Origin of the sequence: Paludisphaera mucosa (assembly GCF_029589435.1) — a bacterium.
GTDB lineage: Bacteria > Planctomycetota > Planctomycetia > Isosphaerales > Isosphaeraceae > Paludisphaera > Paludisphaera mucosa.
This window is the reverse complement of the sequence record NZ_JARRAG010000002.1, coordinates 4,948,578-4,968,340: the sequence shown is the minus strand read 5'-3', so window position 1 is coordinate 4,968,340 and position 19,763 is coordinate 4,948,578. Positions and strand designations below refer to the sequence as shown.

Here is a 19,763-nt window from a genome sequence, read left to right as displayed (position 1 = left end):
TCCTCCCGAAAGTGATGCCTCGCCCCGGGAAGCCGGCGACGAGGATTCGCTCTCCTGGGCCGTCTCCGGCCCGCCTCGATCTCCCCGGGGCTCCTCTGTACCACAGAGGACGATTGGAAGGAAAGGGTGAGGATGAGGAGATAAGTCGAGGGGTCGATCGGTCGGAGCGGCGCCACGCCGGCGGTTCGGGCGCGGCGGTTCGACGCGAGGGGGGCGTGCTCGCATCGGAATCAAGGCGCAGGCGCCCTCGACGCCGGCGTGCGGCCGGCGTCGAGGGCGGCGAACAGGTCGAGGAGGGTGGCGACGATCTTGGGGGAGGCCTCGGGCTCGACGAAGTTGGTCCCCATCCAGGTCTCGTAGCCGCCGATCGCGAAGTGGCGAGGGCTGGGCAGGTAGCCGTAGAGGCCGTTGGCCAGCTCGATGGTGAACGTCGGCTTGAAGGGGCTCTTCGCCTTGATCTCCAGGCCGATCTCGGTGAAGACCTCGAACGGGATGGCGGCGATGCCCAGGTCGCCGACGCGGAAGGCCTGGAGCATGATCGAGACCTCGTCGGGGGCGTCGGCGAGCGCGAGCGTCCGCTCGGCGTAGATGCGCTCCAGGCCGTGGGCCCGGGGGGCGTCCTCGGGTTTGGCCAGGATCTTGCGGGCGTAGTCGAGCTGCTCGGGCGTCGGCCTGCGGGCCTTCAGGACCAGCTCGCGATGCGCCGCGGCCAGCGGGACCCAGTCGCGGAAGGCGACGCCGCGGTACGTCCCGGCGACGCGGTTCGCCAGGTCGTCGGCGACGCGGTCCATCTGCTCGTACGGGCCCGGGGGCGTCGCGGGCGGGGGCCCCTGGACGTCGATGTTGTTGACGTCGCCGCTCGTGCCGTTCGACAGGACGCCGACGAACGGGGGGTCGCGGAGCGGGTCGACGCCCAGCCGCTCGCCGACCTTGCGAGCGAAGACCGCGAAGTAGTCGGCCGAGACGTGCCCGGCCGGGACCCCGCCGACGTAGTGCAGTGAGTAGTTCGCCAGGAGCGCGATCGGCCGCCCGTCCGGGGCCTGCACGGCCAGGAACGCGACCTGCGGGTCGGTCGGCCCGGCCGGCTCGTGGATCTTGGGATGCCGCCCGGGGTTCATCACCGCGCGGTCCAGGCCGCCGAACGGGTTCGGAACGGTCTCGCCGGCCTTGAGGAGCCAACGGCGGTTGAACAGGTGTTCGGGGGCGTCGACGGTCCCCCAGCCCACCTTCGCCGGCGCCAGGTTGCCGGCGGCGAGGCGGATCGCGTCGGCGATGCGGCGGGACAGGATCCGCGCGTACTCCGAGGGTACCGCGTCCGGCTTGAGGAACTCCTTCGAGCCTCCACGGGTGGCCGAATGCGTGTGCGTCGCCGCGGCCAGGATATTCCCCGGCGGCAACCCCGCCTTCTCGGCCGCGAGCTTGCGCGCGGCGTCGAGCACCTCGCGGGTGATCCCCACGCTGTCGACGAGCACGAACGCGAGCCGGGTGGAGCCGTCGTCGAGCACGAGCGCCCGCGCGTGCAGCGGGTCGTGGACGTGGGCCGCCGGCGGCGCCACGTAGTTGCCGACGATCGGGTCGTCGAGGAAGGGCGTCACGTCGACGGCCGCCGCCCCCGCGCGGAAGGCCCGGTCCGCAGCCTGAGCCTCGGGGAAGGTCGCCCAGGCGAGCGTCGCCAGGGCCGCCGTCATCCAGGAACGTCGATGTGTCCGCATGGTGGCACCGGGTCGGGTTGGGGTGTCGAGGATCGGGGACGCGATTGACGGAGGCGGGCGGGGCCGTATCATCCTGACCGGGGATTACGTTTGGAAGCTTGGAATGCGACGCCCCCTTCGTCAGCTTCGCCTGCCCATCGGTGCGGACGAGCCAAGACCTTAGCGTACGATTTCGTCCGTTCCGAGGAGTGACCCCAGGTACAGCTGGCCGGGCCCAAGCGACTGGCAGGCCTCAGGGCCGCGGGCCGCCCGACCAGACCAAGACCCCGGTAACGAGGAAGACGACGAAATAGAAAACGATGAAGACGCGAAGGAAGCAGATGACCCGGAACGCCTCACCGTCGGGAAGTTCGCGAGGGCCCGAGGAATAGAGAAATCTGAGGAACGAAAGCCCTGAGCGGGGGGAATTGTCCCAGAAGAGGCTGGGAGTGCCGATCTTCCCATAGACCGAAGCATGTCGGGTGCGGAGGCGATGGAACAGCCAAACGAGTGAGGCGAGCCAGACGCCCGTCATGGCCATGAGTAGTACGATCCCGACCCCCGCGGGATAGGTGAGCCGGAATCCCCCCGGCCCAAAGGCTGCGATGCACGTTAAATCCTTAGGTATCATGCGGGATGCCCTCTAACGGGTGAGGGCGCGACAATACCCCGAAGGCCGGACGCCGGCAAGCGGGTCGCCCCGCGGCGGTCGATCACCCCTCGCGTCGGGTCGTAACGTCGGCTCGCCGGGTGGGTTCGGGGTCGGCGGCGATCGCCGGGGGCGAGACGACCCGGGGCCGGCCCGCCGCGACGTCGCGATCGTGAAGGACCGCGGAAAGATCGAGGTGCTTGCTGAGAAGCCCTCCAGGTCCTAGGATGAACTTTAGGACCCTGGACGGCGCGGCGACGCTCGACCCGATCTGGTCCCCGTCCCCGCCCCTTCGCTCCGGGACGCCCCGAGGGGCCTTGTCGATTTCGCCTCTCTCCTCGCCGACCGAAGCCGCCGGCGCGCGGCTCGCCTGAGACCCAAACGAGGTGGACGTGATCGGTCAGACACCGGATCGGCTGAAGACGCGGAGGCCCCGGCCGTTCGACCTGGGCGTTTCGGCCCGCTGGCTCGAGGCCCACGTGCGGCCGGTGATCCGCCGGGGGCCGCTGTCGCCCCGCGAGTCGGCCCTCGCCGACCGGATCAAGCACCTCAAGAAGGAGGCCGGGTCGCACTCCCCGAGCGCGCCGACCATCCTCAAGCTGATCCCCGAGCTGCGGATGCGGGTCGACGCCTGCTTCCTGTCGAACCCCTACGCCACCGAGCTGTTCCTCGACAACCTCTACCGCGAGGTGATCCGGCCCGGCAAGCTCCGCAAGCTCCTGGAGTTCTACCCGTCGCAGAACCGGGTCATCGCCGACAAGCTGGCGAACGGCCTGGGGCTGGCGACCGACCGCCTGTTCATCGGCAACGGCGCCATCGAGATCATCCAGGCGATCCTCCACCGCTTCACCGGCGGCAAGATCCTGGTCAACTTGCCGACGTTCTCCCCCTACCACGAGTTCGTCCGCCCCGACACCGAGGTCGTCTACAACGTCCTGCGCAAGGAGGACGACTTCCGCCTCGACCTCGGCGAGTACATCCAGACGGTGCGTCGGGAGCGGCCCGACACGATCGTGCTCATCAACCCCAACAACCCCGACGGCGGCTACATCCCGTACGCCAAGCTCGTGGCCCTGCTGGAAGAGCTGGCCGACGTCCCCAACATCCTGGTCGACGAGAGCTTCATCCACTTCGCCTGCGAGGGCGACGGCTTCGCCTTCCGCAGCCTGACCCGCGAGATCGACCGGTTCCCGAACGTGATGGTCGTGAAGAGCATGTCCAAGGACTTCGGCGTCGCCGGCATCCGCGCCGGCTACGCCGTGATGGCCCCGGACCGCGTCAAGGCGCTGCTCGACAACGGCTACCTGTGGAACTCGTCGGGCCTGGCCGAGTACTTCTTCGACCTCTACTCGCGGCCCGAGTTCCAGGCCGATTATGAGCGCAAACGGGTCCACTACGTCCGCCACTCGCGGCGGTTCTTCAAGGCGCTGACGACCCTGCCGGGCGTCCACGTCTACCCGACCCACGCCAACTTCGCGCTGGTCGAGCTGCGCCGCGACGACATGACCGCCGAGGACCTGGTCTGCCGCCTGCTAGTCCGCCGCGGCATCTACACCCGCGCCTGCGACGACAAGAAGGGCCTCGAGCCCGGCCGGTTCATCCGCGTCGCCTCGCGCACCCGCTCCGAGAACCGCTACATCCTCCGCGGCCTCAAGGAAGCCCTGCGCTGAGCAGGGCCCGCCCCCGGCTCATCCTATCAAGGCCCTCCCCCCCTCGCGGGGATCGCGATCCTTCAGTGCCGGATGAGGGCTCTCGCATTTCGACTCGCTCCGGATCGATCATGAGTTCCGCGCCCCGACGACCTTCATCGTCTCCGATGGGAGACGATGAAGGTCGCGTCTTCTCGAGCGTCAGGGGCGGCCGAAAGCCGACGAGATGACCGGGCCGGCCTTGGGCTGGTAGGCGTTGTAGTCCTCGCCGAGCAGGGCGGCGAGGGTCGCGGCGAGCTGGTTCTGGTCGGCGGTGGTGAGCGTGGCGTCGCCCTTCGGGGGGGTGTCGGGGCCGAGGACGCCGACCCAGATCCGCTCGGAGCCCTTGATCTTCTCGCCGTGGCTCTTCCACTCGGAGGGGGCGTCGCCGCGGCCGTGGTCGGCGGTGAGGATCAGGGTCGTCGAGTCCTTGTACTCGGGCATGGCCTGCAAGGTCTCCCACAGGAGCTTCATGGAGGCGTCGAACTTGTGGGCCGAGGTCAGGTAGTGGTCGTAGCGGCCGGCGTGGGCGAACTCGTCGGTCTCGCCCAGGCCGATGAAGGTGACGCGGGGCTTCTCGCGCTTGAGGTTCTCGAGCGCGGCGTAGAAGCTGAAGGCGTCGTAGCCGCAGTCGGACCAGAGCCGGTGGACGTTGGCGTTGATCTCGCCCAGCAGCTTCTCCTGGGGCGTGAGCCCCTCGCCCGTGGGGGGCTCCCAGCAGGCGACGATCTTCATCCCGCTGCGCTCGCGGTTGAGGATGTAGGGGAAGACGTCCCAGGTGCCGTAAGCGGCGACCTTGCCCCGGAAGTCGGGCTTGGCGTCGAGCCACTCGAAGACGGTGACGTTGGGGTTGTTGAACTTGTCGTTGCTGTCGATGCGGGGGTCGCCGAAGCCGGTGAAGACCTCATTGTAGCCGGGGTACGAGAAGTTCTTGCCGTTGGTCACGCGGCATTCGTTGCCGACGTCGCCGTACAGCCGCCCCTGTTTGGCGACGACCTTCGAGAGGAACGGGAGGAGGGCCTCGCGGCGGGCCTCGGGCGTCTCCTGGCCGTAGGCGGCCTGGACCGCCTCGACCTCGGCCACGCCGCCGTCCTTCTTGTTGATCAGGGCCGGGTCGGCGCCGCCGAAGACCTCCTGCCAGCGGAGGCCGTCGGACATCACCAGGACGACGTTCTTCGTCTTCGTCGCGGGCTTCGGGGCGTCTTGGGCGCGGGCGACGACGCCGGCGGCCGCCGCGGCGAAGGCCAGGGCCGCGATCGCGATGCGGGACGGATTCATGAGCAGCTTCCGGGAAGGTGGGGCGGGGTGGGAGAGGCGCGTCGCCGCGCGGCGACGCTCGCCGCGTCCCCCGGCTTCCGCTTCGAGCCGGAGGGGGCGGGGAGGTCCATTGGAACCGATCGCCGACCCCGGTTCAACGCGCGGGTCGATCGCCGTCGGGCCGAAATTCGGTGGCGGGGGGGCGGTCGGATCGGATAGGATCGGGATCGATGAGTCCGCGGCCGCCCCGGCCCGGCCGGTCGTGCGAAGACCCCGCGCCTGCTCCCGGACGATCGGCGCCGGCCTCCCGAGCCCGGGAGCCCCGCCCCAACCCCCGCGCCCCGGCCCGCCGGCCCCGCCGAGAACCTCCGCCACGAGGGAGACCCGATATGAGTCGACCGCAAGGTTCCTCCGTCGCCGCCCGCGTCGTCGCGCCCTGGGCGCTCGGCCTGGCCGCGGCCCTCGCCGGCCCCGCGGCTGCGCAGGCCGACGACGGCCTCGTCTACAACCGGGACGTCCGGCCGATCCTGGCGGAGAACTGCTTCGCCTGCCACGGCCCCGACTCCGCCGCCCGCAAGGCCGACCTCCGGCTCGACAAGCGCGAGGCCGCCGTCGAGGCGGGCGCCGTCGAGCCCGGCAAGCCCGACGAGAGCACCCTGGTCGAGCGCATCGACTCGGCCGACAAGCACGAGGTGATGCCCCCGCCGACCTCGCACAAGACCCTGACCGCCGCGCAGAAGGACGTCCTCAAGCGCTGGATCGCCGGCGGGGCCGAGTACCAGCCCCACTGGTCGCTGATCGCGCCCGTGCGTCCCGCCCCGCCCCAGGTCGCCGACGGCTCGTGGGGCCGCACGCCGATCGACGCCTTCGTCCTGGCGGCGCTCGAAACCAAAGGCCTGAAGCCGGCCCCCGAGGCCGACCGCCGGACTCTCGCCCGCCGCCTGAGCCTGGACCTGACGGGCCTGCCCCCGAAGCCGGCCGAGGTCGAGGCGTTCGTCGCCGACGCCGCGCCCGACGCCTACGAGAAGTACGTCGACGTGCTGCTGCAGTCGCCGGCCTGGGGCGAGCACCGGGGCCGCTATTGGCTCGACGCCGCCCGCTACGCCGACACCCACGGCTTCCACTTCGACAACTACCGCGAGATGTGGTCGTACCGCGACTGGGTCATCGAGGCCTTCAACGCCAACATGCCGTTCGACCGCTTCACGATCGAGCAGCTCGCCGGCGATTTGCTCCCCGACCGCACGCTCGCCCAGCAGGTGGCCTCGGGCTTCAGCCGCTGCGCCATGTCGACCAACGAGGGGGGGACGATCGCCGAGGAGAACCTGGTCGGCTACACCCGCGACCGGACCGAGACCGTGGGGCAGGTCTTCCTGGGGCTGACCGTCGGCTGCGCGGTCTGCCACGACCACAAGTTCGACCCGATCCCCCAGAAGGAGTTCTACGAGCTGTCGGCCTTCTTCAACAACATCACGCAGCCCGCCTACGACGGCAACGTGAAGGACTCGGCCCCGATCCTCCCCGTGCCCCGCGCCGAGGACGCCCCCCGCTGGCAGGCGCTGCCGGGCCTGATCGCCGCGGCCAAGTCCGAGGTCGACGCCCGCGCCCAGGCCGCCCGGGCCGGGTTCGACGCCTGGCTCGGCCCCCAGACGCCCGACGCCCTGGCCGCGATGCTCCCCGCGGCCGACCTCAAGCTGAGCGTCGGCCTGCCGGCCCGCGGCGACGACGCCCCCCGGGTCGTCTTCGAGTCGGCCGAGGCCGGCGACTTCGAGAGGGACCAGGGCTTCTCGTTCGGCGCCTGGATCAAGCTCCCCAAGGAAGGCGCGACCGGCGCGGTGCTCGCCCGGATGGACGACCCGAACCGCCACCGCGGCTGGGACCTGTGGGTCGCCGGCCGCAAGGTGGGGACGCACATCGTCAGCGACTGGCCCTCCGACGCGCTGCGGGTCATGACCGCGGAGGACGTCCCGGTCGAGGCCTGGACCCACGTGTTCGTCACCTACGACGGCAAGGGGAAGGGGGCCGGCGTGAAGATCTACGTCGACGGCTCCCCCCGGACGGCGACGGTCACGAACGACGACCTCAAGGGGACGATCCGCACGGGCGTCGCGCTCCGGGTCGGCCGCCGGCAGACCTCGGACAGGCTCATGACCGTCGGTATCGCCGACGTCCGCGTCCACGCCCGGACCCTCCCCGACTCCGAGGTCGCCGACCTGGCCGGCCTGGGCCGGGCCTGGGCCCTGATCGCGAAGCCCGCCGACAAGCGGCCCGCCGCCGAGGCCGACGCGGTCTACGCCTGGTGGCTCGCCGCCCGCGACCCGGCCGCCCGCGACCTGCGGGCGAAGCTCGCCGCCCTGGAGAAGGAGAAGGCCGACATCTCGGCCCGCGGCACGATCGCCTACGTCATGCAGGAGAAGACCGAGGAGGCCGCCGCCTTCCTGCTCTTCCGGGGCCAGTACGACCAGCGCCGGGATCCCCTCAAGCCCCACACGCCGGCCGCCCTCCCCCCTATGCCCGAGGAGCTGCCCCGCAACCGGCTGGGGTTCGCCCAGTGGCTGCTGCGGCCCGAACACCCGCTGACCGCCCGCGTGACGGTCAACCGCTTCTGGCAGGAGGTCTTCGGCCAGGGCCTCGTGCGCACGACCGGCGACCTGGGCGTCAGCGGCGAGCTCCCCAGCCACCCCGAGCTGCTCGACTGGATGGCGGTCGAGTTCCGCGAGTCGGGCTGGGACGTCAAGCGGTTCTACAAGCTGCTGGTGACGTCGTCGGCCTACCGCCAGTCGGCCGCGGCGAGCCCGGAGAAGCTGGAGAAGGACCCGTCGAACCGCCTGCTCTCGCGGGGGCCGCGGTTCCGCATGGACGCCGAAGTCGTCCGCGACTACGCCCTGGCCGCGTCCGGCCTGCTCGTCGGCAAGGTCGGCGGCCCGAGCGTCCGGCCCTACCAGCCCGAGGGCGTGTGGGAGGCCGTCGCCATGCCCGAGAGCAACACCAAGAAGTACGTGCCCGACCGGGGCGACGGCCTGTACCGCCGCAGCCTCTACACGTTCTGGAAGCGGGCCGCGCCCCCGGCCTCGCTGGAGGTCTTCAACGCCCCCAGCCGCGAGGTCTGCACCGTCCGCCGCGAGCGCACCGACACGCCGCTCCAGGCCCTCGTCGCGCTCAACGACCCCCAGTTCGTCGAGGCCGCCCGGGCGCTCGCCCAGCGCGTCCTGGCCGAGACGCCCGCCTTCGAGGCCCGCGCCGACTCCCTGGCCCGCCGCGTCCTCGCGCGGCCCCTGCGGGAAGAGGAGGCGTCGGTCGTCCGCGAGTCGCTCGGCCGCCTCGCCGCCTACTACCAGGCCCACCCCGACGACGCCGAGAAGCTGCTGGCCGTCGGCGCGTCGCCCCGCGACCCCAACCTCGTCCCGGCCGAGGCCGCCGCCTGGACCATGCTCGCCAACGAGCTGCTCAACCTGGACGAAGTGCTGAACAAGTAAGAGCCGGCCGTCCGCGGATCAACCCCTCCCAGGCGCAAGCGAGGCCCGATATGAACCCGATCGACGATTACGTCCGGTCCGAGACGCGCCGGCGGTTCTTCCGGCGCGGCGGCAACGCCGTCGGCTCCGCGGGCCTGATGTCGCTCCTGGCCCGCGACGGCCTGATCCCGCAGGCCCGGGCCGGCGACGCGGGCAAGGGCGCCGCGCACGTCCCGCCGATCCCGACCCACTTCGCCCCCAAGGCCAAGCGGGTCGTCTACCTGCACATGGTCGGCGGGCCCTCGCAGATGGACCTGTACGACTACAAGCCGGCCATGGCCGACTGGTACGACAAGGACCTGCCGCAGTCGATCCGCCAGGGCCAGCGCCTGACGACGATGACCAGCGGCCAGGCCCGGTTCCCGATCGCGCCGTCGAAGTACAAGTTCGCCCAGCACGGCCGGTCGGGGATGTGGGTCAGCGAGATGCTCCCCTACACGGCCAAGATGGTCGACGACCTCTGCTTCATCCGGAGCATGCACACCGAGGCCATCAACCACGAGCCGGCCATCTCGTACATCCAGACCGGCAACCAGATCACCGGACGGCCCTGCCTGGGGAGCTGGGTCTCGTACGGCCTGGGCTCGCTGAACGACGACCTGCCGACGTTCGTCGTGCTGGTCGCGCGGCCGTCGAACACCGAGCAGATCCAGGCCATCTCGGGCCGGCTCTGGTCGTCGGGCTACCTGCCGGGCGAGCACGCCGGGGTCTCGTTCCGCAGCGCGGGCGACCCGATCCTGTTCATCAACAACCCGCCGGGCGTCCCCCCCGAGATCCGCCGCAACACGCTCGACGGCCTCCGCGCCCTCAACGAGATGAACTACCGCCAGGTGGGCGACCCCGAGACCCACACCCGGATTGAGCAGTACGAGCTGGCCTTCCGGATGCAGGCGAGCGTCCCCGAGCTGACCAACACGGCCGGCGAGCCCGAGTCCACCTACCGGCTCTACGGCGAGGACGCCCGCAAGCCCGGCAGCTTCGCCAACTCGATCCTGCTGACCCGCCGCATGCTCGAACGGGGCGTCCGGTTCGTGCAGATCTACCACAACAACTGGGACCACCACGGCAACCTCGGCGGCCGCATGCCCAGCCAGTGCAAGGACGTCGACCAGCCCTGCTGGGGCTTCATCCAGGACCTCAAGCAGCGCGGGATGCTCGACGACACCCTGGTCATCTGGGGCGGCGAGTTCGGCCGGACCATCTACAGCCAGGGCGGCCTCTCGAAGGACAACTACGGCCGCGACCACCACCCCCGCTGCTTCACCATGTGGATGGCCGGCGGCGGATCCAAGCCGGGCGCGATCTACGGCGAGACCGACGAGTTCAGCTACAACATCATCAAGGACCCGGTCCACATCCGCGACTTCCACGCCACGGTCCTGCAACTCCTCGGCTACGACCACGAGCGCTTCACCCACCGCTACCAGGGCCTCGACCAGAAGCTCACCGGCGTCGAGCCCGCCCGCGTCATCAAGGAACTGCTGGCCTGAGCGATCGGCTTCGCTCGCGACGGAGCGAAGCCGATTTTTATGACGTAAGTTCTAGTTTTATAAAGCTTTGCGTTATAAAAAATCGGCTTCGTTCGTGTGATTTCGACATGCTTTTTCGGCTTTCGTGGTTCGCGTCGGCGGGTCGTCGAGGAGGCCGCGGACGCAGCATCCCTTACTTCCAAGGATGCACCGATTCGCCGAATTGGGGCGCGGATCCGTCGATCGGCTAGTAGAAGTAGGGAAGATCGCGGACGACCAACACGACGCCCGGACCCGTCGCGATCAGGGCGACGGCGAGCAGGCGGCCCAGGCGATCGATCCAGCTCGGCTCGGGTCGCCAGCGGCCGCCCAGCGCGAGCGTCGTCCATGACGAGAGGATCGCCAGGCTGACGGCCGCGGGGATGCCCAGGATTCGCGCCTCGATCAGGTCGGCCCTCAGCCCCATCCACGCGCTCGACATCATGAGGGGCACGACCAACGCGACGACGGCCGCGAAAGCCATGACGAGGGACGTGGAGCAGGCCGCCGCCATGCCGGGCTGAGCCGCCAGGCGTCGCCGGGGCGGCCGGGGCGCGATCAGGCGGATCGGGATCAAGGCCGCCATCCAGGCCGTCATCACCGGCCAGGCGAACATCGCGGGCGCGAGCAGGATGCCGGCCGGGACGAGAGAAAACTCCTGAAACAGGATCTCCTCATAGACCCACCGCGCCCCGGCGAGCCCCACGCCCGTCGCCGCCGTCAGGATCAGGACGTCGACCAGCCGGAAGGGCCGCCCGGCCGGGCGAGCCCGCGTCGTCGATCGCGCCGTCGCCGGATCCATGTCGCCCCTCCCCCCTCCAGACGTAACGCCCGAATCATGAAATCATCATGCGGTCGCCGCGTGCGTCCGGCAAGGAGTTTCCGACCGACGCCTCAGCCGTGATCGGGCAGCCGACTCTCCAGGTAGAGGCGGGTCATGGCCCGCATCTCGGCCGCGGCGGGGGCGTCGTCGGCGGTCAGGGCCTTCACGGCCTTCATGTTCTGCAGCACGACGACGGCGAGGCTCCGGGCCGCCTCGGGGTCCAGGCCGGGCGAGCGGATCGTGAGCGTCGCGGCGATGCGCCGCAGCATCCTGTCGAGCAGGTCGCGGCCCTTCGCCGACCATTCCTCGCGGGCCTCCAGCAGGGGGACGAGCGCCTTCGACTCGCCGCGGATGTCGAGCATCAGGTCGAGCAGGGCGTCCGCCAGGTCCCCGCTCGACATCGAGCCGGCGCGGGCGTCGATCGCGTCGAAGGCCTCGTCGAGGATCCCCTCGAACCGCCGGATCAGCGCCTCGCCGACCGCCTCCTTGTTCGGGAAGAAGTGGTAGAGCGAACCGACCAGGGCCCCGGCCCGCGCGGCGATCTCGGTCATCGTCGCCGCCTCGTAGCCCCGCTCGGCGATCACCGCGGCCGCCGCCGCCAGCAAGGCCGCCACCCGCTCCTTGCCCGGCCGCCGACGCGGCTCCACGGCGCTCCGCTCGCGCTTGACCCTTGACTTATTTGAGTCCATCCTCAATTATCCTGTTGGTTGAGTCGCCCCTCAAGTAGTGTAGCGGTCGGCGGGACGAAAGCACGGAAAAAAGGAGTCGACGCGATGACGAGCGAGCAGAAGCCCATCGGTTCGGGATTCGGGGCCACGACGACGGCCGAGGAGGCGCTCGGCGGGCGCGACCTGTCGGGCAAGGTGGCCGTCGTGACCGGCGGCTATTCGGGGATCGGCGTGGAGACGACGCGGGTGCTGAGCGAGGCGGGCGCGACGGTGGTCGTGCCGGCGCGGACGCCCGACAAGGCCCGCGCCAACGTGGGCCGCATGCCCCGGGTCGAGCTGGCCGCGCTCGACCTCGCCGACCCGGGCTCGATCGACGCCTTCGCCCGCGACTTCCTGGCGAGCGGCCGGCCGATCCATTTCCTGATCAACAGCGCCGGCGTGATGGCGTGCCCGCTGACGCGCGACGCCCGCGGAAACGAGCTGCAATTCTCGGCCAACCACCTCGGCCACTTCCAGCTCACCGCCCGGCTCTGGCCCGCGCTCGTCAAGGCGGGCGGGGCCCGTGTGGTCGCGCTGACGTCGCGCGGCCATCGCTTCGCCGGGGTCGACTTCGACGACCCGAACTTCGAGCGCAGGCCCTACGACAAGTGGCAGGCGTATGGCCAGTCCAAGTCCGCGAACGCGCTCTTCGCGCTGGGCCTCGACCGGCGCGGCGAGCCGCACGGCGTGCGGGCGTTCTCGGTGCATCCGGGCGGCATCCTCACCGACCTGGCGCGCCACCTCACCGACGAGGACCTTGCGAGGTACGGCCTGAGCCGCCTGCCCGACGGCCGCATCGACGTCGGCCGGACGACCGAGCCATTGAAGACCGTCCCCCAGGGGGCCGCGACGTCGATCTGGTGCGCGACCAGCCCTCGGCTCGACGGCGAGGGGGGCGTGTATTGCGAGGACTGCGACGTCTCGGAAGCCACCCCCGGCGACATGGCCCTGCGGACCGGCGTCGCCCCCTGGGCCTGCGACCCCGAACTCGCCGAGCGGCTGTGGACGCTCAGCGAGGCGTTCACCGGCGTGCGGTTCTGATCGAGCGATCCGCCGTCGCCCCACCTGAGCCGTCGCGGTCGGTATGCTGGACGCGTCGGGTCGAACGATCAGCAGAGGCAAGGCGGAGCCGAAATGGGCCGGCGCGGGCAGACCGTCTGGGTGGTGATGCACTACGAGATCATGGGCCTGCCGGCCGCCCCCCGGGTGGACTCGGTCCAGTTCCATGTGTCCTCGTCCCTGGAGAAGGCCGAGGAATACGTCCGCGGCGTGTGCGTGGACGCCCACTCCTGGTGGCAAGTCCACCCGCACGTCGTCGACGCCGCCGACCTGCCCGAGGGGGCGGAGGTGCATTTCTACAGCCACCGCGGAAGCCGGTTGAAGGCGGCCCCGATGCGCCGGGCCATTGCGGCCTTCGGCCGGCACGCCGCCCGCCACCCCGAGTCTTACCCGGCGCCTCCACAGGACGAGCCGTAACGGCCTATGGGATGCGCCGGGCCGTCGCGTCGCCGCGTCCCGCGCGGATCAGGCCGAGGCCGAGGAGCAGGAACGCGACGCCCGAGCCCAGGAAGGCGAGGTCCCATTTCAGGTGGCCGGGGCCCTCGACGACGTGGTGCAGGCCCAGCACCTGGTGGTCGATCAGGCCCTCGACGAGGTTGAACAGGCCCCAGCCCGCCGCGAGGGCGCCGACGAAGGTGCGGGTCGACCAGGCGACGTCCGATCGCAGGCCGGCGCGCCAGAGCAGGGCCAGGCCGAGGGCGGTCGTCATCCACGTAAAGGCGTGGAAGAGGCCGTCCCAGAACATGGTGATCTCGACGTTCACCAGCGTCGTGGGCGGGCGGACCGCCGAGAGCATGTTGTGGAGCTGCAGGATCTGGTGGAAGGCGATGCCGTCGACGAAGCCCCCCATCCCGACCCCCAGCAGGAGGCCCGACGAGAGGATCGGCCGACGGTCGAGCGCAATGGGCTCGCTCATCGTTCCCGCCCCCCGTCCGGCGCGAAATGCACGGCCGCCGCGACGCCCAGGCAGACGCCGAACGGCAGCGCCGCGGCCAGCAGGTTGAGGCCGAAGCCGCCGTCGAAGATCCCCGCCCGCACCGCGCGGCCCGCCGGCCGGGAGCAGACCGGGCACGCCTCCGCCGTCGCGGCGAGGCCCGTCGAGAACATCGCCGCGAGGGAGATCCGCCGTAGTCGCGTCATGTCGTCAGGTCTCGATGGCGATGATTGAGGTAGTCGTCGGCCTCGGGCTTCGCCGGCCCGTCCCGCGAAGCCTGGACGGGAGGATCGCTGCGAATCGCATGCCGCGCCCCTCAGCCGCGACGGCGTCGGAGCACGGCGATCCCTCCGCCGGCCGCGGCGAGGAAGACCAGCGCCGAGCCGGGCTCGGGGACGGGCGTCGCGGTGAAGGTCAGGACGTACTGGCTATCGTCGGGGAGCGACGCCCCAGGCCTCCGCCCGACGGTGATCACCGCCGTCAGCCCGCGGAACCAGTCCGGGATGGTGGCGGGGTCGACCCCCGGCCAGACCGAGAACTCGCTCACGGTGGCTTCGCCTTGGCCCGATATCGTCGTCATGACCTCACCGGGCGAGCGGCGTGCGATGAAGCCTTCGATCGTCCCCGTCAGCGTGACATCGGCGAGTGGTCGGCCCCCCGCCTCGTACAGGCTCGCCCGGAACCACATCGCCTCGCTGAAGGGCTTGCGGCTCACCTCGCTCGGCCACTCGCGGGCGGAGGGCGAGATCGAGTCGCGCTCGACCCGGATCTCCGGGAGGCCGTTGCCGGCGTCGAAGGCCCCGCCGATGCCGGGGCTCCCCCCTCCATAGATGCTGAGCCGCAGCGGCGCCGCTTCCGTCCGCTCAGCGCCTGCGAGCAGGAACATCGCCGTCACGCCCGCGAACCATCCGAATCGACGCATGGGGTCCTCCCGGCCTCGAATTCCATCCCTGTCGCTCGCCGCCCGGCGGCCGAGCCCCGAAACGATCCCAAAGATGTCAAATCCGACGTGATCGGTCAAGGTCGGTTGATGCATGGTCGGGTGAAGCGCGAGCGGTCGGGAAGGCGGGGAGGGGCGATCTCGGGCGTCGTCCCGCGCGGGCCGCGGGCTCGGCCTCGCAGCGAGGAAATCGAAGACGGCCTGGGTGGGCTCGTCGCCGGGCTGGCCCATCTCGCGGGGGTCTTGGACGGGAATGCGGCCAGGGTCGCCGCGACGAATCGCCCGCCGCGCCGCGTCTATTCGGCGTGGGTCGCTCCCGCGCCGTACCATCGGACCGCGATCCGCTCCAGCTCCATCAGGACCGGCCCGATCTCGGCCATCTTCTCGGTCAGCGCGTAGGTGACCTGCGGCGGGACCGTCGGCTCGTAGTGTCGCGACACGAGCCCTTCCGACTCCAGCGACCTGAGGCGCTCGGTGAGCGTCTTGGTCGACACGCCCCCCAGGCGCGTGCGGAGCGCGCCGAAGCGGATCGGCCCCTTGTGCAGGACGCACAGGATGTGGAGCGTCCACGCCCCGGAGAGGAGGCCCAAAAGCCTCGGCAACCCTTCCAACGTCTCGGGTGCTCGTTCTTCGGCCTGCATGTGGGCTTTCCCAAAGTGAAGCGGCTTCCCTTTTTGAGCCTACTTTACGAAGGGAAGCGTTGGGAATACCCTTCCCACATGTCGGGGCGAGTCCGTCCCGGCCGCCCGGGTTCGAGGGGGTTCACCAGAAGGTGGTTTCATGAAGCTGTTGCATGTCGATTCGAGCGTCCTCGGGGCGAATTCCGTCTCGCGGCGGCTCTCGGCCGCCGTCGTCGCCGAGTTCGGCCGGCGGTCGCCGGGCCTCGAGGTGACGTATCGGGACCTGGCCGTCGAGCCGCTGGGCGACGTGTCGCCGGCGCTCGTCGCGGCCCAACGCGGGGCCGAGCCGGCCGAGCGAAGCCCCGAGCTGGAGCGGGAGCTGGCGACCGCGGCGGCGGTCGTCGACGAGTTCCTGGGCGCCGACGTCGTGGTGGTCGGGGCCCCGATGTACAACTTCAACATCCCCAGCTCGCTCAAGGCGTGGGTCGACCGCCTCTGCGTCGCCGGCCGGACGTTCCGCTACTCGTCGGCGGGCGTCGAGGGCCTGGCCGGCGGCCGGAAGCTCGTCGTCGCCTCGTCGCGCGGCGCGGTCTACGCCGCGAACTCTCCCTGGGCCGCGCTCGACCACCAGGAGCCGTACCTGAGGAGCGTCTTCACCTTCCTCGGCGTGACCGACCTCGAATTCGTGACGGCCGAGGGGGTCGCCATGGGCGAGGAGCAGCGGGCCCTGGCGCTGGCGGACGCCGAGAGTCGCATCGCCGCCCTCAAGATCGCCTGAGCCGCCGAGGCCCGCCGAGCGACCGTCGCGTCATTCGCGCCGGGCCTTGCTGCGGGCGTCGAGGAAGTCGAAGACGGCCTGGGTGGGCTTGTCGCCGGCCTGGCCCATCTCGCGGTTGATGGTCATGTGGGTCTTGGACGGGAACGGGGCCAGGGTCGCCGCGACGCCCGCCTCGCGGAGCCTCGCCGCGAGGGCCCCCGACTGCGCCCGGGAGTCGGCCCGGCCGACGTGCAGGAGGAGGAACGGCGGGACGCCCTTGCCCCCGGCGACGTGGGCGATCGGCGAGGCGTCTTGCTGGATCTTGAGATCCTCGCCGAAGACGCCCGTGTACATCGCCCGGATGCGCGGCATCACCGATTCGCGGACCTGCCGGGGCACGTCGTAGCCCGCGCCGTCGACGAGGATCGCCCCCGAGAGGGCGCCAAGGTCCAGGCCCGCGTCCTTCAGGTAGCGTTCGTCGGTCGCCGTCAGGGCGGCGAGGTGGGCCCCGGCGCTGTGGCCCATCAGGAAGATCCGCTCGGGGTCGCCGCCGAACTCCTTCGCGTGGTCGCGCGCCCAGCGCACCGCCCGCGCGACGTCGCCGGCCTGCTCCTTGTATGTGACCTGGGGGACGAACCGATACTCGACGCCGACCCAGACGTAGCCCCGCTTCGTGAACGCCGCCGGCTGGCCCTGGATGAAGTCCTTGTCGCCGAACCGCCAGGCCCCGCCGTGGATCCAGACGACGATCGGATGCCCGTCGCCCTCCGCCGGCGCGTCGACGTTCAATTTGGTCGTGGGGCCGGCGTCGGAATAGGCGACGTCCCGCCGCACCCGCGCGCCGCCGTCCCCGGCCCTCGCGAGCCCGCCCGTGACGACGACCAGCCAGAGCGCGGCGCATACGATCGATCGGAACCGGGTCATGACGGCGTCTCCAAACTCGGGATGTCTCGCCGAGACATGAAACACCCGCGAGGCCGAATGGTTCCGCGGGACCGCGGATGGGTAGGACTTGACGGCCGTCGGTCGATCTATGACAATTGAAAGACGACAACTGTCGTAGTTTCGGCCAGGGGAACTCGCGACTCGCGAAGGGGGCCGCTCATGACGGATCCGGAGGTGCGGGGACGCTCGGGGATGACCCTGATCGAGCTGCTGGTGGTGATCGCGATCGCGGGGCTGCTGGCGGCCCTGTTGATCCCCGCGGTGCAGTCGAGTCGCGAGGCCGCGCGGGCGACGACGTGCCGGAACAACCTCCGCCAGGTGATGCTCGGCGTGCTGAACCACGAGTCGGCCGCGCGGGCGCTGCCGGACCTGTACAACGGCGGGTTCCTGCCCCGGCCGCGGTCGGCCATCGACGAGTTCCACTTCCACCCGTGGCGGACGGCGATCCTGCCCGGCCTGGAGCGGTCGGACGTCTTGGCGAGCCTGAACCTCGACCTGCCGGCGACGACCCACGCCAACCAGACGGGGATCAACGCGGCGATCGCGACGTTCGTCTGCCCGTCGTCGTCCAACCCGACGCCGAACCTGCCCGACGTCCACGAATGGCAAGCGTCGTGGACCCCCGGGATCGCCGGCCCCTTGATCGGCGCGGCGGCCCGCGCGGATTACGAGGTCGTCGGCGGCGTCCGGACGCGGCCGCCGGGCACGGCCGTCAACGGCGGCGTCGTGCTGACGATGATCCTCGACGGGATCGAGTTCGGCGCCTGGGGCGAGCCGACGTACCAGGCGCCGACCGTCGCACCGGTGGGCTACCGCAAGGCGAGGCTCGCGGACGTCCGCGACGGGCTCTCGAACACCGTCTTCGTGGGCGAGCGAGCCGGCCGGCCCGACTGCTACGATCAGAGATCGTCGGTCGACCCCTATCCGTACCCGAATCATCCCAACGGGTGCGGGGACAGCCACCAGGCGGCGTGGGCGATCAGCACCCATTTCCCGTGGCTCGTCTTCGCCGCCCAGCAGCCCGTGAACCAGACCAACGTGACCGGGTTCTACGCGTTCCACCCCGCCGGGGCGTACGCCGCGATGGGCGACGGCTCCGTGCGGCTGCTCCGGGCGACCGCCGCCCCCGCCGTCACGAAGGCCCTCGCCACCCGCGCCGGGGGCGAGGCCGGCGCCTCGGATTTCTGATCGGCCGGGCGACGGATCCGGCCCGGCTTCGGGAACCGACATTGCCCGAGGGGGGCGGCCGGGTACCATGACGCGGGTGGGAACGTGGTAGGGCGGGCTTGTCCCGACATCGCGATGCGCTTTCGGAGGTCAGGGATGACGCTTTACGACGGGGTGATGATCGGCCTGATCGTCGCGGGCATGACCTGGGGCGCGGTCCGGGGGTTCTCCTGGGGGATCGCCAGCATCGCGGCGGTCATTGTGGGCTATTCGTGCGCGCACCTGGCCTCGGCGTCCATGATGCCCTTCCTGGCGCGCAGCCTGCGCTGCGAGCCGGCGGTCCAGCGCGCCGGGGCGATGCTCCTGTCGTTCGGGGTCGTCTCCGGCGGCAGCCTGCTCGCCGCCTGGAAGTCGAAGGCGACGCTGAGGAAGATGAAGTTCGAACTCCACGACCGCAATCTGGGAGTCCTCCTCGGCGGGATCGAGGCGGTGCTCCTGCTGCTGATCGGCGCCATGTTCGTCGCGGGCCTGGCCCCGCAGTCGCGGGGGCCGATCTTCTCCAGCCACGCGGGGCGACTCGTCGCCCGGGCGATGGCCGCCGCCGGGCCCGTCGTCCCTCCCGAGATTCGCAAGGTCGTCGCCCCCTCCTGGGGCGATGCGGCCGCGCCGACGCCGGAGACCCCGCAGCCGGCCCTCGCGAGTCGGCCGGACGAGGCCGAGGTCCAGCACGTAGCCGAGGTCCAGCACGTAGCCGAGGTCGAGCCAGAGCCCGAGCCCGAGGCTGAGGTCAAGATCGAGCGAGTCGGCAAGAGCGAGGCCTGGAAGCCGAGCCGACGGCGATGAGCGTGGGGTCGCACGGCCCGAGGAATCGGGCTCGGCGAAGACGCCCGCGCGAGGCCCTGGGGCGGTCGCGCGGGCGTCTCGGCGCCGGGTCGTCGGCGTGAGCGAGGGCTCAGGAGCCCTTCTTGGGGGCGGCCTTGGCGGTGTCGGCGGAGGTGGGGCCGGTGGGCTTGGGGGCGGCCTGGAATTCCTCGGCGGACATCGTCTTGGTGGTCATGTCCTTGAGCAAGACGTATCCCCCCTTGGTGGGGACGTCCGCCTTGTAGGCGAGGATCTCGGTCGAAGGCTCTTCGGGCGTGGGGGCGACCCCCCAGTAGACGATGATCTCACCCTTCCGGAGGGCGTTGGCGCCGCCCACGAAGAGGTCGGCCTTGTTGAGGTCCTTCATCGAAACCGGCGGCTTCTTCTTGGTGTTGTACGAGGAGAGGTAGAGGTCGCCGACCTCGTCGAGCGAGCCGATGTCGTAGTGCTCGGGCGAGTTGGAGACGGACTGCGCCGGGCCGCAGCCGGGCGCGGAGGCCGAGGCGAGCGCCGCGGCGACGATCAGGGCGGCGGGGACGCGGGCGAAGGATGCCATGGAAGGACCCGTTGTCGAAGGAAGCGAGCCGCCCGGGGGGTCGGGCGGCTCGCGAGGATGAGGGTCGGCCCGAGAGCGGCGAGGGC

Annotated in this window: 18 protein-coding genes; 8 read left to right on the top strand and 10 right to left on the bottom strand. The window is 70.9% G+C overall.

The window, feature by feature from the left end; genetic code table 11:
* Positions 1-230: 230 nt before the first annotated feature.
* On the bottom strand, positions 231-1,712 hold the full coding sequence (locus PZE19_RS29170; RefSeq protein ID WP_277864127.1) for a hypothetical protein: 1,482 nt from the start codon (positions 1,710-1,712) through the stop codon (positions 231-233).
* Positions 1,713-2,732: 1,020 nt separating this feature from the next.
* Between PZE19_RS29170 and PZE19_RS29165 the strand changes: the two genes are divergently transcribed.
* Positions 2,733-4,010 carry a pyridoxal phosphate-dependent aminotransferase gene (locus PZE19_RS29165; RefSeq protein WP_277864126.1) on the top strand — a complete coding sequence of 426 codons (1,278 nt, stop codon included), beginning with the start codon at positions 2,733-2,735 and terminating at the stop codon, positions 4,008-4,010.
* 180 nt (positions 4,011-4,190) lie between these two features.
* Here PZE19_RS29165 and PZE19_RS29160 read toward each other — a convergent pair whose 3' ends face one another.
* Positions 4,191-5,306 (bottom strand): alkaline phosphatase family protein, encoded by a 1,116-nt coding sequence (locus PZE19_RS29160; protein WP_277864125.1) that lies wholly within the window; start codon positions 5,304-5,306, stop codon positions 4,191-4,193.
* A gap of 368 nt (positions 5,307-5,674) precedes the next feature.
* On the opposite strand from PZE19_RS29160, the gene PZE19_RS29155 reads away from it, so the two are divergent.
* Both PZE19_RS29155 and PZE19_RS29150 read left to right on the top strand, forming a co-directional pair.
* Positions 5,675-8,761 carry a DUF1553 domain-containing protein gene (locus PZE19_RS29155; RefSeq protein WP_277864124.1) on the top strand — a complete coding sequence of 1,029 codons (3,087 nt, stop codon included), beginning with the start codon at positions 5,675-5,677 and terminating at the stop codon, positions 8,759-8,761.
* A 50-nt stretch (positions 8,762-8,811) separates the two neighbouring features.
* The gene (locus PZE19_RS29150; protein ID WP_277864123.1) at positions 8,812-10,290 is read left to right on the top strand and encodes a DUF1501 domain-containing protein; all 1,479 of its coding nucleotides are present in this window, start codon (positions 8,812-8,814) and stop codon (positions 10,288-10,290) included.
* 226 nt (positions 10,291-10,516) lie between these two features.
* Here PZE19_RS29150 and PZE19_RS29145 read toward each other — a convergent pair whose 3' ends face one another.
* Both PZE19_RS29145 and PZE19_RS29140 read right to left on the bottom strand, forming a co-directional pair.
* Entirely contained in the window at positions 10,517-11,110 is a 594-nt protein-coding gene (locus PZE19_RS29145) for a hypothetical protein (protein WP_277864122.1), read from the bottom strand.
* Between the two features lie 92 nt (positions 11,111-11,202).
* Positions 11,203-11,820 carry a TetR/AcrR family transcriptional regulator gene (locus PZE19_RS29140; protein ID WP_277864121.1) on the bottom strand — a complete coding sequence of 206 codons (618 nt, stop codon included), beginning with the start codon at positions 11,818-11,820 and terminating at the stop codon, positions 11,203-11,205.
* Between the two features lie 84 nt (positions 11,821-11,904).
* Between PZE19_RS29140 and PZE19_RS29135 the strand changes: the two genes are divergently transcribed.
* On the top strand, positions 11,905-12,879 hold the full coding sequence (locus PZE19_RS29135) for an oxidoreductase (RefSeq protein ID WP_277864120.1): 975 nt from the start codon (positions 11,905-11,907) through the stop codon (positions 12,877-12,879).
* A gap of 93 nt (positions 12,880-12,972) precedes the next feature.
* Positions 12,973-13,314: a hypothetical protein gene (locus PZE19_RS29130; RefSeq protein WP_277864119.1), complete on the top strand. Its 342-nt coding sequence runs from the start codon at positions 12,973-12,975 to the stop codon at positions 13,312-13,314.
* Positions 13,315-13,318: 4 nt separating this feature from the next.
* Here the strand turns inward: PZE19_RS29130 and PZE19_RS29125 are convergent, their stop codons facing one another.
* From PZE19_RS29125 to PZE19_RS29110, 4 genes are all read right to left on the bottom strand, one after another.
* Positions 13,319-13,813: a DUF2243 domain-containing protein gene (locus tag PZE19_RS29125; protein WP_277864118.1), complete on the bottom strand. Its 495-nt coding sequence runs from the start codon at positions 13,811-13,813 to the stop codon at positions 13,319-13,321.
* Positions 13,810-14,037 (bottom strand): hypothetical protein, encoded by a 228-nt coding sequence (locus PZE19_RS29120; protein WP_277864117.1) that lies wholly within the window; start codon positions 14,035-14,037, stop codon positions 13,810-13,812. Before PZE19_RS29120 ends, PZE19_RS29125 begins: the two co-directional genes overlap by 4 nt.
* A gap of 110 nt (positions 14,038-14,147) precedes the next feature.
* Positions 14,148-14,753 (bottom strand): PEP-CTERM sorting domain-containing protein, encoded by a 606-nt coding sequence (locus tag PZE19_RS29115; protein WP_277864116.1) that lies wholly within the window; start codon positions 14,751-14,753, stop codon positions 14,148-14,150.
* Between the two features lie 314 nt (positions 14,754-15,067).
* Positions 15,068-15,412, bottom strand: coding sequence for a winged helix-turn-helix transcriptional regulator (locus PZE19_RS29110; RefSeq protein ID WP_277864115.1), 345 nt, complete (start codon positions 15,410-15,412; stop codon positions 15,068-15,070).
* Between the two features lie 139 nt (positions 15,413-15,551).
* Between PZE19_RS29110 and PZE19_RS29105 the strand changes: the two genes are divergently transcribed.
* Complete coding sequence (locus PZE19_RS29105; RefSeq protein ID WP_277864114.1) at positions 15,552-16,169, top strand: FMN-dependent NADH-azoreductase; 618 nt, start codon at positions 15,552-15,554, stop codon at positions 16,167-16,169.
* Between the two features lie 30 nt (positions 16,170-16,199).
* Here the strand turns inward: PZE19_RS29105 and PZE19_RS29100 are convergent, their stop codons facing one another.
* Positions 16,200-17,072, bottom strand: coding sequence for an alpha/beta hydrolase (locus tag PZE19_RS29100; RefSeq protein ID WP_277864113.1), 873 nt, complete (start codon positions 17,070-17,072; stop codon positions 16,200-16,202).
* A gap of 180 nt (positions 17,073-17,252) precedes the next feature.
* Between PZE19_RS29100 and PZE19_RS29095 the strand changes: the two genes are divergently transcribed.
* Positions 17,253-18,281, top strand: coding sequence for a DUF1559 family PulG-like putative transporter (locus PZE19_RS29095; protein ID WP_277864112.1), 1,029 nt, complete (start codon positions 17,253-17,255; stop codon positions 18,279-18,281).
* A gap of 135 nt (positions 18,282-18,416) precedes the next feature.
* On the top strand, positions 18,417-19,103 hold the full coding sequence (locus PZE19_RS29090; protein WP_277864111.1) for a CvpA family protein: 687 nt from the start codon (positions 18,417-18,419) through the stop codon (positions 19,101-19,103).
* A 109-nt stretch (positions 19,104-19,212) separates the two neighbouring features.
* Here the strand turns inward: PZE19_RS29090 and PZE19_RS29085 are convergent, their stop codons facing one another.
* The gene (locus PZE19_RS29085; protein WP_277864110.1) at positions 19,213-19,677 is read right to left on the bottom strand and encodes a hypothetical protein; all 465 of its coding nucleotides are present in this window, start codon (positions 19,675-19,677) and stop codon (positions 19,213-19,215) included.
* Positions 19,678-19,763: the final 86 nt, after the last annotated feature.

Excerpts from the sequence above, each read along its gene's own strand:
- PZE19_RS29170 (WP_277864127.1), bottom strand. The coding sequence starts at position 1,712 with ATGCGGACACATCGACGTTCCTGGATGACGGCGGCCCTGGCGACGCTC.
- PZE19_RS29160 (WP_277864125.1), bottom strand. The coding sequence starts at position 5,306 with ATGAATCCGTCCCGCATCGCGATCGCGGCCCTGGCCTTCGCCGCGGCG.
- PZE19_RS29155 (WP_277864124.1), top strand. The coding sequence starts at position 5,675 with ATGAGTCGACCGCAAGGTTCCTCCGTCGCCGCCCGCGTCGTCGCGCCC.
- PZE19_RS29150 (WP_277864123.1), top strand. The coding sequence starts at position 8,812 with ATGAACCCGATCGACGATTACGTCCGGTCCGAGACGCGCCGGCGGTTC.
- PZE19_RS29145 (WP_277864122.1), bottom strand. The coding sequence starts at position 11,110 with ATGGATCCGGCGACGGCGCGATCGACGACGCGGGCTCGCCCGGCCGGG.
- PZE19_RS29140 (WP_277864121.1), bottom strand. The coding sequence starts at position 11,820 with ATGGACTCAAATAAGTCAAGGGTCAAGCGCGAGCGGAGCGCCGTGGAG.
- PZE19_RS29135 (WP_277864120.1), top strand. The coding sequence starts at position 11,905 with ATGACGAGCGAGCAGAAGCCCATCGGTTCGGGATTCGGGGCCACGACG.
- PZE19_RS29130 (WP_277864119.1), top strand. The coding sequence starts at position 12,973 with ATGGGCCGGCGCGGGCAGACCGTCTGGGTGGTGATGCACTACGAGATC.
- PZE19_RS29125 (WP_277864118.1), bottom strand. The coding sequence starts at position 13,813 with ATGAGCGAGCCCATTGCGCTCGACCGTCGGCCGATCCTCTCGTCGGGC.
- PZE19_RS29120 (WP_277864117.1), bottom strand. The coding sequence starts at position 14,037 with ATGACGCGACTACGGCGGATCTCCCTCGCGGCGATGTTCTCGACGGGC.
- PZE19_RS29115 (WP_277864116.1), bottom strand. The coding sequence starts at position 14,753 with ATGCGTCGATTCGGATGGTTCGCGGGCGTGACGGCGATGTTCCTGCTC.
- PZE19_RS29110 (WP_277864115.1), bottom strand. The coding sequence starts at position 15,412 with ATGCAGGCCGAAGAACGAGCACCCGAGACGTTGGAAGGGTTGCCGAGG.
- PZE19_RS29105 (WP_277864114.1), top strand. The coding sequence starts at position 15,552 with ATGAAGCTGTTGCATGTCGATTCGAGCGTCCTCGGGGCGAATTCCGTC.
- PZE19_RS29100 (WP_277864113.1), bottom strand. The coding sequence starts at position 17,072 with ATGACCCGGTTCCGATCGATCGTATGCGCCGCGCTCTGGCTGGTCGTC.
- PZE19_RS29095 (WP_277864112.1), top strand. The coding sequence starts at position 17,253 with ATGACGGATCCGGAGGTGCGGGGACGCTCGGGGATGACCCTGATCGAG.
- PZE19_RS29090 (WP_277864111.1), top strand. The coding sequence starts at position 18,417 with ATGACGCTTTACGACGGGGTGATGATCGGCCTGATCGTCGCGGGCATG.
- PZE19_RS29085 (WP_277864110.1), bottom strand. The coding sequence starts at position 19,677 with ATGGCATCCTTCGCCCGCGTCCCCGCCGCCCTGATCGTCGCCGCGGCG.